General features: G+C 52.7%; 11 protein-coding genes. All 11 read right to left on the bottom strand.

Going from position 1 to position 12117, the window contains the following annotated elements; translation table 11 throughout:
* Positions 1-121 precede the first annotated feature (121 nt).
* The 11 genes from B5D39_RS05300 to B5D39_RS05250 all read right to left on the bottom strand — a co-directional run bounded on the left by B5D39_RS05300 (position 122) and on the right by B5D39_RS05250 (position 12103).
* Positions 122-841 carry a response regulator transcription factor gene (locus tag B5D39_RS05300; protein ID WP_161947425.1) on the bottom strand — a complete coding sequence of 240 codons (720 nt, stop codon included), beginning with the start codon at positions 839-841 and terminating at the stop codon, positions 122-124.
* 214 nt (positions 842-1055) lie between these two features.
* A complete protein-coding gene (locus tag B5D39_RS05295; protein ID WP_244161362.1) occupies positions 1056-1265 on the bottom strand; it encodes a hypothetical protein in 210 nt (69 codons plus the stop codon).
* Positions 1266-1283: 18 nt separating this feature from the next.
* Positions 1284-1514, bottom strand: coding sequence for a hypothetical protein (locus B5D39_RS05290; protein WP_078789360.1), 231 nt, complete (start codon positions 1512-1514; stop codon positions 1284-1286).
* A 151-nt stretch (positions 1515-1665) separates the two neighbouring features.
* On the bottom strand, positions 1666-3648 hold the full coding sequence (locus B5D39_RS05285; RefSeq protein WP_078789359.1) for a CHASE2 domain-containing protein: 1983 nt from the start codon (positions 3646-3648) through the stop codon (positions 1666-1668).
* Positions 3649-3664: 16 nt separating this feature from the next.
* Complete coding sequence (locus tag B5D39_RS05280; protein ID WP_078789358.1) at positions 3665-5326, bottom strand: FecR family protein; 1662 nt, start codon at positions 5324-5326, stop codon at positions 3665-3667.
* Positions 5327-5375: 49 nt separating this feature from the next.
* Entirely contained in the window at positions 5376-6284 is a 909-nt protein-coding gene (locus tag B5D39_RS05275; RefSeq protein ID WP_078789357.1) for a GAF domain-containing protein, read from the bottom strand.
* A 105-nt stretch (positions 6285-6389) separates the two neighbouring features.
* Positions 6390-7760, bottom strand: coding sequence for an exopolysaccharide Pel transporter PelG (gene pelG / locus B5D39_RS05270; protein WP_078789356.1), 1371 nt, complete (start codon positions 7758-7760; stop codon positions 6390-6392).
* Entirely contained in the window at positions 7761-9275 is a 1515-nt protein-coding gene (gene pelF, locus B5D39_RS05265; RefSeq protein ID WP_078789472.1) for a GT4 family glycosyltransferase PelF, read from the bottom strand.
* On the bottom strand, positions 9275-10270 hold the full coding sequence (locus B5D39_RS05260) for a tetratricopeptide repeat protein (RefSeq protein WP_078789355.1): 996 nt from the start codon (positions 10268-10270) through the stop codon (positions 9275-9277). The genes pelF and B5D39_RS05260 overlap by 1 nt, the downstream gene beginning before the upstream one ends.
* On the bottom strand, positions 10267-11580 hold the full coding sequence (locus B5D39_RS05255) for a PelD GGDEF domain-containing protein (RefSeq protein ID WP_078789354.1): 1314 nt from the start codon (positions 11578-11580) through the stop codon (positions 10267-10269). The genes B5D39_RS05260 and B5D39_RS05255 overlap by 4 nt, the downstream gene beginning before the upstream one ends.
* Position 11581: 1 nt before the next feature.
* The gene (locus B5D39_RS05250) at positions 11582-12103 is read right to left on the bottom strand and encodes a lipoprotein (protein WP_078789353.1); all 522 of its coding nucleotides are present in this window, start codon (positions 12101-12103) and stop codon (positions 11582-11584) included.
* Positions 12104-12117 lie beyond the last annotated feature (14 nt).

The following is a 12117-nucleotide window of genomic DNA, read 5'->3' as shown; positions in this document are numbered from 1 at the left end:
AAAACAACCGATCAAATCGAAGCAGTTCTGACCAATTCTGATGTTGCAGAGGGAAGCGACAAGCGAAGGGGAAAAGACAGCAGAAAAGAAGACGGGACAGAAGACGCTACAGCAGGCAGATTCAGATATACCGTAGTGTTGCAGAAAAACAGTAACCAACCGCGTGGACCGTCTTGATCGGCACCGGTACATCCGTAACAGACATAATTTTAACCCGCACCCGACGCACTAGAGAATCAAGGGACCTGCTGGTGTACTCATCATGACGCTGATACAGCTTAAGCAACAATTCTTCTCTGGCAGCAGCCTTGCCAGGGTGCGCGGCCAACAGCTCAATAAACTGCAGCTCCTTGCCGGTCAGCTGAATCTGGGTTCCATCCGGCGACACCAGTGCCCACGAACTTTGGGCAAGCCCCCAGAGATCACTTGAAGGTGTCAGATTCTGGGCCGGGGCCTGCTGGGCTACACGGCTACAATAGCGCTGCGCTTGGCTGGTAATGGCTGCTGACAGCTCGCGACAATCAATCGGCTTGATCAGGTACAGGTCTGCACCGGCATCATACCCTTTGACACGATCATCCAGCGCATCACGGGCAGTAAGGATAATCACCTTCATGTCAGTATTGGCACGTACATACTCAACCAGCACAAAACCGGATTGATCAGGCAGACCGATATCAATTACCACAACGCTCCAGCCCCCCAGGGCTATAGCCTGATAGAACTCGGCAGCGTTCCTGACACCACTGACCTCAAAACCGGCCATGGCAAGATATTCAACAACGCTCTCACGCAAATCCTGATCATCTTCAACAATGAGAACCTTGAACCCTGTACCCATGCCTTTTCGGCCTCCTGTTTTTTGCAACCACACCAACATCTATTTCAAGCAATATCAGATAATTATGTCCTTAACATAAATGTCACAAAAAAGTCTATTCGGGAAACCCCTTATACAAGATAGGGAAAACCCTTATTGGAGTCCGTTGCCCCAATCCTCACCATCTTGATAACATCCATAGATTGCAATTGAAATAGAGCATAAACAACAAGCGTTAACCAGCCATGAATGCAATCAGCTCACTGGTCAATGATTTGGGATAGAGCAACCGGGACGGAATTTTTTCTCCTCCGAAAAAATCAACCCGCCAGGCTTGACGTCGTACCCAGGCCATCAGCTGCTCCCAACCATGCCAGCTCAGAAAATCTACGTCACAAATATGGGTAATACCTTCAAGAAATCGTTGTTGTTCCATGAGTGTCATGACTCTATTCTCCTGTTGCTAAATTGAACATGTATCCGAGTAGCGAGCCTGCACACACGACCCGCCTGAGCAGGTGCAGACCAGATACTGACCACTGCAGTCAAACATGACCACTTCAAAACCGGCAACCGACAGATACTTCAGAGGCACGTCAAACAGTTCCACCAACGCTGACAATGACAGCCCTTTAAGCATCTCGGGGCAAGGTCTTTTCTTGGTTGCATCTGTGTCGTAAGACTGTGTTGTCATGCCATACCTGCCCACTGGAACTATTATAGAAAACCTGAATTCACGAACCGCCAGTACGGTTTACTGCACGATAGCAAGCAAACTGGCCAAGCTTCAACCAATGAGAAACAATCAATTGTGACAGAATCTGACGAGGAGAAAAGGAGGAGGCTTACTGGTGCTGGCAGAGTGGCAGGCTGATGGTTGCTGTGGTGTAGTGACTGTCATCACTTGTCAATGTCACGCTGCCACCAAGTTGCTCAATGATTTTACGTACAAGATAGAGACCAAGTCCGGCCCCTCGGGTGTTGACGCTGCTGCCGCCCCGGTAAAACTTGTCAAATACCCGCTCAAGCTCTTCCGGCGCTACTGTTGTTCCCTGGTTGACCACCGAGACAACCGCCTGACCGTCCCGTTTTTCAAGAAAAACCCGTACCGGTTCCTGTACTGCAGAGTATTTTACCGCATTATCAATCAGGTTCAGCACGGCGGTCTTCAACATTAAGCGGTCGCCGTGGACAAAACATCCTGAACAGCCGCCACCGTACCGTTCAAAACGACGCTCCGCCCAAAGTTCACCTGATTCCGCAAGCAGCGAATCAAGAAAAGATGAGAAATCAATATCTTCGCTCGTCGGCTGTGCTGTCCGGGCCTCTTCAAGCCGTTGCCGTCCCAGCGAGGTCTCCATCACCTCAACCAAGCGGGAAACCGCACGCTTCATCTTGGAGAAGTTCCCGGATAGCTGTCCACCCAGATCTTCGTCCTTCATCTCAAGGATATCCAGGTTGGCACGAATAATCGCCAAGGGGGTACGGTACTCGTGGGAAAGCATCTCAACAAACCGGATCTGGCTATCAAGCGCCTCCCGCTCGGTCTTCAAGGCGCTTTCCAGCTGTTTATGCAGCCCCAGCAGTTTGGTGGTCATGCCAACCTGACGACCAATCTTGGCGTTGATGCCACCTTCAGACAAAAAGCCGAACAGTCCGCTACCTGCCACCTGTTCCGGGGCTTCATTGGCATCACGCCCCAGCAGGGCAGTCATGATCTCATATTCATGGTCAAGTTTTCGGGCCGCACTATCCAGACGGTACAGATAGACCGCAGCGAATATGACGCTGAAGGCGACCAAAAAGAGGGAGGGAGAAACCCACCAGTGAGCAGCAGCAAGCAGAGCAAAGGCAGCCAGCAACGTCACAAAAAGACTCAGAATCCAGATCAGAACCGCCTGTTTCTCATCAGATCTGGCCAGCACAACCGCCAGTAGAAACGCAGTCAGCAGCGCAGCAAAAGCCCGCAGAAATCCGGGCAGTTCATGTATGCTGCTCTTGTCAAGCAGGTTGTTCAGGGCATTTGCATGCACCTCAACACCGGGCATCCGGTTTCTGGTTTGACTGAGGGGAGTTGATACTTCATCAAGAATACCCGGCACGGTCAGCCCTACCAGTACCAGCTTGTCTTTGAAATAGGCTGGCTGGACAGTCCCATCAAGCAGGTCTGCCAATGAAATCCGCGTAAAGGCACCTGGCGTACCGTAATAGTTGATTGTGTGGTGATCCTGCTGAATCAACCTGCCTGTGGTCGAAACAGGGGGGGGCAGACGAAGCAGAGGCTGTTCAGAGACGGCCTCATACATTTTGGAGGACAGTGACGGCAACAGCTTGTTCGCGTAAACACTATGGAACAGCTCTCTGGCGGTATTATCAACCCCCAGTTCAATATGGATATGCCCGGTTGCTGCAGATGCAAAACGATCAAGCGGCCCGATCGGCTGGGCAGCGGCACCGACATAGACCGGCAATACCACCTTGCCATGCCGCTTGATTGCTGCCTCCAACAGGCCGTCATCAGCGGTCTGCTCCCGCAGCAGCAGATCAAAACCTACAACAGCGGCCTGATCAAGCCGGCCAAGCAGCTCTGCATAATGGCGTCGCCTGATCGGCCATTGTCCAAACCGGTCCAGCGTCTTTGCATCCACCGCGACAATGACAATCCTGTTGGAAGTCGGCCTGGTTCCCCTCAGGCGCAAAAACGTGTCATAGAAATAGGTGTCAACTCCGGCAAATGCTCCCAGATAATCAACAGACAGAAGAATCACAAGCGTTGCTGCCAGCAGGAGCAGGAAGCGCAGATTACGCGTAACCGGATGAGTAGGCATGGGCTATCGGCTATCCTTACAACAGTACCAGCAGCAGAGCCAGACCTACCCCGCCAACAAACCCAAGCGCCTCATAAAAATAAGACTTTGATTGCTCGATCTCAAAACTGCCAGACTTTGAAAACGCGCTGGTCTCCTGATCGGCATTCCGTGCAGCAACACGCATGTAGTATTTTCCCGGCTCCGGCGGATTTTCCAGCACCAGTTTTGATTCACCCGGTTTTTGATCAATGATAATGGTGCCAAAGGCCTCATCCCGGGCAATCTGCAGATGATAGCCGGTGGCACCTTTGATCGGCTCCCACTCCAGGTAGAGTTTATTGTCATTACCGTCCGGCTTATGCAGTGAGGGGGGCAGAAGTTTAACAACGCTGAATGCACGGGTAGCGGACCAATCCCCGGCATAGCCATCTTCAGCCAGCGACCTCACCCGCAGATAGTAGGTACCTCCCTGCAGTTCCTTTGAGCTGTAGACGGTCTTTTTAAGGTCACCGGATTCAATCAAGGCGCCTGAAAAATCAGGAGTGGTGGCGATCTGAAGCTGATAGCCAGAGACGCCAATCACATTATGCCATTGAGACTTCAGAGGCATTTCAGGCAGGGTAGCCTTATCCACGGGCAAAACGATATCCGGTGGCAGCGGTTTCCGTCTGACTTTCACCTCATACGGCTTTGACAGGGGACCTTCCAGCCCTTCCTGGCCGATACTGGAGGCCAGCAGATAGTAGCCCCCATCTTCAAGTCCCTCAAACACAAAGGGATCATCGGGCTTTATAACCGCAGTTTTGACAGCGTTTTTACCTTCCTGATCCCGCGCCAGCAGCACCCGGTACTGTGCCGCGTTCTGCACAGGGGAAAATCTGATTTCACTGGATGCATTACCATATATCGCTGCAAGAGCTTGTGGCTCTGGCGGACCAAGCAACCTGATCGGTGCAGAAGGGGCTTCATTGCGACGGGCAAGCGATCCTTCACCCTCCTTAAGGGAAACCGTCGTTCCCATTGCCGAGAGATCAATCCGGCTTTCCAACATTTCAGCCCGGGTAGTTCCCTGTTCATCAACCGCAACCCGGTAATGGGTCCCCCGCGCAGCAGCAAGGGCCGAAGGGGTTTCGATCTCAAAGCGTGAATCTTTACCGGTGGCGGACTTTACCCTGGAAATGATCTTGCCACCTTCAAGCCGCAGTACCCGCAGAAGATGCAATGGCCCCTTCTTTGCGGCCTTAACCGATACCAGCGACTGTTCCCGCAGTAAGAAGCTGGTACCATCTTCAAAGCTGATCTCAAGGGCACTATTGGCTGCCGTCTTAAGTGAGCTGCCTTCCTTGACACTATCCCGCAGTTGCAACTGACGCCATGCAGAGTTGCCTGACGATTGCAGGTACGCCTCTCCTTGCAGAAAGGAGACGACGCCATCCATCGGTAGTCCTTTCAGTAAGGCAACCGGTACGATAATTTTCTGCCCTGGAGCTATGTAGTTGGAATCGGGAAGCCGATTGAGTTTTGAAACCTGCGGCCATTTTTCCGGGTGGGTAAGATATTTTTGACATAGACCGATCAGGGTATCCCGGCTGGAAACACGGATTTCAACGGTCCTCTCAGCATCCTGGCCGGCAGCAGACAGAGGAAGCGACATCACGCTTAATAACAGCACCAACCAGCAGATTATTTTATTCATTGTTCTACCTCAACAGACAGCCCTGTATCGTATAAACAAACAGGCCAGCCTATCCCTGAAGGTTGGTCTGAGAACAGCTCCGTATACCAAAGCACAAATCATCGCTTAATTCTGTCAGCACTTTGCACTCCTGCGGTGTAAATGCCGCATTCTCAGGAGCGAACAGGGCCAACGCACCCCAGACGGCATCATCCACCTTTAATGGAAGGGCGATGACCGACTGATACCCCCGCTGCTTTGCATCGGCTCTGCAGGGGGACATCTGGGGGTCACTCAAAATATTGTTCCGGACAACCGGTTGACCGGATCGGATGGCTTCTCCCACGGCAGTCATATTGTTCCCGTTTTCTCCCCAGGTAATATTCAGCTTTTCAATAAAACCGTTATTGAAGCCATGAAATGCCACCGGACGGATGTTTTTGGCCGTATCCTGCTCTGCAAAACCGACCCAGGCCATACGATAGTTGCCTGCCTCCACAGCGGCCTGACAAACCTCCTGAAGAAGATTCTGTTCATCATCCGCATGGGCAACAATCTGATTCACCTTACTCAAAAAACGCAAAGAGCGATTGACCTGGCGCAATTCAAGCTCTGCCTGCTTAAAGGCGGAAAGGTCAAAAACAGTGGCAAAAAACAGCACTTCGTCACCAAACGTGATCGGAGCAAGCGCAACATCAACGGGGAAAAGGGTACCGTCCTGGCGCAGGCCATGCCGTGGCAGCCCGGTCCCTTTGGGACAGGTTGACGGATTCTTGCAATAATCATACAGCAGCTCATCATGCAGTTCCCGCCTGTCCTTGGGAATTAACAGAGCAAGCGGTTGTCCATCCAAGCTGCCCGCGGCATAGCCGAAAAGCAGTTCAGCAGCATGATTTGCCTGTAGTATCTGTGCGTTAGCACCAACCAGAATGGCTGCCGAAGGGATATGCTGCAGGGTTGCTACGAGATGTTCGCGCATAGAGATAACTTCCTGATTTTTATTAGTACTATCAAGCAACGGCAGCACTAGGACAAGCGACTAAATCTGACGAAATGCCACAAAATACTTCAGCAGGACAATTTATTACTGCAGCATGAAGGTCTCATACTCCAGTTTCCCAAGGTCGTAGTCAAGCAGGGCCATACCCACTGCAATGGTCACTATCAAGGCCAGGGCAAAACCGTAGCCATAATAGTACGGCCCCATCCAGATCGAGAGCAGGGTAAGCCCCAGGTTCAGCACCGTAAACAGGGCGGTCAACAACAGTACCCGATTCCGCTTGTCCAGGTAGAAAAAGATGTTCAGCAGCCCCAGCAGCACCACCTGAAAACCGGTTGCCACCACCTGAATCGAAAGCAGCGGCAGATGGATTTCAGATATACCGGCCCAACGCAACAGATGACGGCCGGCCACAATTACCACAATGGTGGCAATGGCCTGGATCTTGATAATATCATACAGACCTTCCCGGGCCACCCGCACCATCTCGTCCTTCATCTCCTGAATGTAGGAAAGCGAACCCCCTTCACGCACCGCATCATAGAAGCGATCGTAGTATTCAACAAAGTCGGTCTCTATCCGCACCAGAAAAACAGCCATACCCGGTATAATTGCCAGGTAGGCCAGAAAGACCGGCAGATCATATACCAACGAAGCCCTGAGAGGACCGATGACGTTTGATCCAGTAACCGGATGAATCCAGAAGATGAACTTGTCCATCCAGATCCCCAGGTTATAGAACAGGCCGGTCAGCATCAGGGAACGGTACATCCTGCCTGATCCCATAAAATCAAACTCTATGAATATCCGGGAGGGATAGCCACGGAAGACAACCCAGAACATCCCCAACAGCAGGATGAATTGGCCGGCCAGGAAGGCCAGCAGCAGTCCTTCCAAGTTGCCATGTCGCAGCAAAAAGGCAAGCAGCAGGGCGGAACCATAGCCAAAGGCAAAGTTAACCAGTATCGCCTTGTAGGCCTTCAACCCCGACAGCAGAATAGCGGTAACCCATACGCAGCAGAGCACCACAAAGGTTGCAGCAAACAGCAGCCTGAAAAACAGGCTTTGTTGGGGAAAGGCCAGAAGTCCGATCGGATAGGAAAAGAGGCCGCTGACCGCAATGACAACCAGCAACAGACCGTTCAGATTGGGCAGTAACCGGTAATGTTCCTTTTCAAAGATCCGGTCTGCAGAGTAGCGGGTAAAGGAGAGCTGCACCAGCCCGGTCAGTATGAGACTGAAGGCGATCAGATAAGTAACCACGGTCTGAAACTTGGAGACCAGCATTGCCGGTATGACCACCGGCAGCGAGATCACGCCGATCAACAATACGGCGATAATAGAGAGTATCCAGGGGCCTGAACTGATAATACCGGCATAGGCATAGGCCATCAGCAACGAGCTGTAGCTGTCGCCCTTCATCAATTTACGCAATTCAAATCCGATACCGGCCATTTAGCTCAGCGCCTCCTGATACAACGCATGGTAGCGGGCAAACATCTGCTGTTGGGTATAGAAGGTTTCAACCCGGGTGATGGCCGTCTGACTGGCCTGATCCCAGGCCTGTTGATCTTCCAGCAAGTTACGACAGGCCCCGGCAAGGGCCTGGGGGCTATTGATCGACACGACAGCGCCGGCCACTCCCAGTGCCTGGTCCGACTCACCAACCCCTTCTATCAACTGACGACAGGCACCGACATCGGTGGAAACCAATGGCACTCCGGCAGCAAACCCTTCAAGAGCCACCAGCGGCAGGCCTTCGCTGATGGAGGAAAGCACCAGCAGCCCGATCTGTGGAAACAGATCCACCGGATTCATGAAGCCGGTAAAGCGGACACGATCTGCAAGATCCAGACTCAGGACCAGGGCACGGCACTCTGCCGCATACTCAGGATCTTCACCATCCGGCCCCACTACCCAGCCTTCCAGATCCGGGATCTGGTTCACCAGAATACGGATCGCACGGATGTAGGTTTTAACATCCTTAATCGGCACCACCCGCCCCAACAGTGCCAGCACCACAGGGGGACGGGACGGTCGTGCAGTACGCAGTGATGCAAAACGAGCCACATCAATCCCGTTGGGTACGACACTGATCTTTTCCGGCAGGGCTCCGTCACTAATCTGGCGTTGGCGCACCCCCTCATACAACGAAACGATCTGCCCTGCTGCGTCATAGCAGAAACGTCCCAGCGTTTCAAAAAACCTGATCCAGAGATCACGGAAGTAGCTGATCTCGGTTGGGTCCCGCTGCAGGGCGTTGCGGTTATCCTGAATCCATTCATTATTAAAGATATCAATCCGGCGTTCCTTGGTATAGATGCCGTGTTCTGAAAGCATCAGAGGGCGCCCGGTATGGTGATGTAAAAGTCCCCCTAAAAATCCGGCATAGCCGGTGGAAACGGTATGATATGCCCGGGCCGGGATTAAGCTGCCGGCGATGGCAGCCAGTTGCCAGATCGGGGCATGCATATTGCGGACGGTCCAAAAATAATCAACAAATGAAGGATCGGTACAGCGTTCACGATATAAGGAACAGATATACTCCCAAGATCGATCAGCGTACAAAAACTGGGAATAATCAACGCCTCCTTTGGCCTTCAGATAAAAGGAGGCCTGCTTCAGCTCCGCAGGTAACCCATCAGGATGCGGGTTGGCAAACCAGCCATGCAGACGCTGCAGAATTTCAAACCCCTGGGGATCTCCTGCACAGGGTGCTACCGGCGGGGTAATATGCTCATCATGCAGATAATGCACCTGCAGGTGCTTCAGATTAGGGGGTAAGGAGTACTTGAAGCCATCATACTCATCAGCCTTGCTGCCGATGAATACCGCCCCGAAATCAATCTCGGGAAACCCCTTGATAATCTGGTTAACCCAGCTGGACACGCCACCACTGACATAGGGAAAGGTTCCCTCCAGTAGCAGCATCACATCAACCTGTTTGGCCCTGGGAAAGATATCTTCCATCAGCATGTCCCCCAAAACTGGGCCACCGGCCCGATACCAGGCCTGAAGCGAATCGTTGCATCCTGTTTTAATAGTCTGCGGACAGTCTTGAAATCTCGCTCATAAAAGGCTAGCTCAGCCTGATAGGGCAGCACCTTAAGCGGATCAGCACCTTCTGATAACGCCTTCTGAATGGTCTCTGAAGCCAACTTGTAATCACGTTTTTGCAGGTATATCCGTGCTACCAAAACAAGCAGAGCAGGATTTTTGGCATCCAGCTGTAATGCCTGTTCAGCATATTTAGCCGCCTGTTCCACAAAAAAATCACGCAGATCATCCTGGGCCAGGGCACTGTAGACCATCTCCCAGTAGGAGAAGGCCAGGTTACGGCAGACCGAGGCCTTAAGCTCAGGAGTTTCAGCGGTTTTCAGCTCATGAAGCTCTGCAGAAATGGTCTGCTGTATCTTCTGTTCCTGACGTTCATGGAGGTTAAAGGCCAACAACCGGATTTCATCATCACTGTCTCCGGTTGCATGCTGCAACAAACGACTGGAGTTATGCCCGCTGCTGGTTCCTACTGACAATAACGCCTTTAGCCGCAGCTCACGGGGTAGATCCAGGGTCCGCAAGCGGGACCAAGCCCCCCCCTCCCCCATACCTGACCCGAGATCAGCTGACTCTGCTAGAAAGGGTGGCAGCGGCACATTGGAAAATTCAGTACGCTCTGCTTCTTTCAGAAACCATTTGAAATACAAAAGCAATAGTAACGTCCCCAGTGCGCCAAACACAGGCACAAAAAAATTAAAACTGAAGAACAGCCCCAACAGCCCTTTTCGGGAAGAGATAAAACGCTTGGGAAAGCTGGCCGTTAGCAGCAGGGAAAAGAGTACTGAGGCAAGCAGATGCGCAGCTCCAAAAAAAAGTACCCGCTGCCAGACCGGTTGTGTGCCAAAGATGGACAACAAGGCTGATTGCTCACTCAGCAAAGCATAGATGAGCAGCTTCAGGCTACTCATGCTTCCTCCGTCAGCAGGTTTGCCAGCTGCAGTTCCGGTTCGTCAGCAGAGACCACCACATACTTGAGCGATATCCCCGCGCCCTGCAACGTTATCTTAAACTGGCCTTTCAGCACTTCGTTCAGACGCGCCTGATACCCCTCCATTGCAGTCGGACCGGAAAAAGGCATTAACGTTACAAACTGCACTCCCCAGCCTAAATCCCGGCGCCAGCCATGGTCCAACCCCCGTTGCTGGCGCTCCACCACCTGGCAAAGTTCATCAAGTCGTGGGCCAGGAGGCAGGTTAATCACCACCAGGGTACTCACAATATCCAGATCCCGTTTCAGACGTATCATCTTGATCAGCTCTGCGCCAAAGACAGTCGGACAGTCCGGATAAATAGTAGTCACATTTTTTGCTGTCGCTGCAGCCTCAACATGATCAGCTGCATAGGCCAGCAGAACCCCTAGAATCTGCAAGGTTTCACGGTGCAATGCCATGAACGGCATATCACTTACCAGCACCACCCCCAATAAATGACCACTACTACTGCAAAGCGGGGCTGCCACCAGATAGCTGCTATGCTGACTACCACCAAGACGGTTGGCGGCCTGATAGGCGGTGGTGCCAGACTCAAGTGCTGAACGCACCAACAGATCGTCAGGCAGACAGGGAGCCCCCTGACCACACTGCGCCAAAGGCACCAGATCAGGCACGCCGTGGCGTACTGCATAGATTGCAGCACTGGAAAGGGAGCAATAGTGGGCGAGAATAACCATCAGTTCGCCTGCCAGTTCCGGGCTGACCACACCACCCTTTTCAACCAGCAGACGACGTAACTCCATCATGGCCTGTCGCAGGGTAACCGGTCTGCTAACCAGGTTTTGTTCAAGCCGATCATGGGAATGGCGCACCATAAAATAGGCACGGGAAAGCTGCTGAAACCGCTCTGAAGCATGACGGGAGAGTTGATCTGAACGTCTCAGCCGGGTTGACCATGATGTGCTGAACTGCCCGGCCAGCAATGCCAGCAAGACTCCCCCCAACATAAAGTGCAAAGGAAAGGCGCCACTGACCAGCCCTACGATAACGGCGCCAAACCAAAGCAGCATTACCAGTGACACCGAGCTTAAAGCAGGAGCAATCCCGTAACGTAACGCCACCAGAAGCGGCCCAAGCCAGAGCCAGGGAAACTCCGCCTTCACAAAAAACGGGTCATCCTGATTCAGTACGACACCTGCAAGTGGAATCAACAGGGTTAATCCCAACGTTTCAAGCCAGGCAATCAGCCTTGGGAAACGGGTGAATATACCGGCTAGCCCAGACATGTTAACGTAACGCGATGGTGCTGATCAACTGCTCAAGAACCTGCTGGGCCACAGCACTGACCGCCTCACGGCTCCAACCGCTTTTACCGGCACTACCGGACCAGAGTACCTTGCCATCATTCAGATCAATCAGCTGCAGGGTCATGCCGGCCACCGGTTCCCCATCCAATCCGACTTTGTAGCGCCACTCCGTAACGGTACCGGCAACGGCATAGCGGACATTCTGTTTCTTTGCCCACTCCAGTCCGGCCTCCCGGCGCTTCAAGCCACGATCAGGCAATGCCTCGTTATCTGCTGCCGGGTCAAGAGGCATGGTAATTACCCGTTGTACACCACGGGCATAGAGCAGTGCCGTGGTGATCGCCTCTGCCCGCTCGGCAGCAAAGGGGGTTTCGGTATTGTTCACAAATGGAATCACTGCCCAGGTCTCAGCCAGCGGCGCAGCCTCTCGGCTCCCCTGATGCAGGGTAGAACAACCAGACAGGACAAACAGCCCGACAATCAGCAGCAGTATTCGTTTCATGCATTCCTCCTTCT

Source organism: Trichlorobacter thiogenes (assembly GCF_900167465.1).
GTDB classification, from domain to species: Bacteria; Desulfobacterota; Desulfuromonadia; order Geobacterales; family Pseudopelobacteraceae; genus Trichlorobacter; species Trichlorobacter thiogenes.
This window is presented reverse-complemented; position numbering and strand designations above follow the sequence as displayed.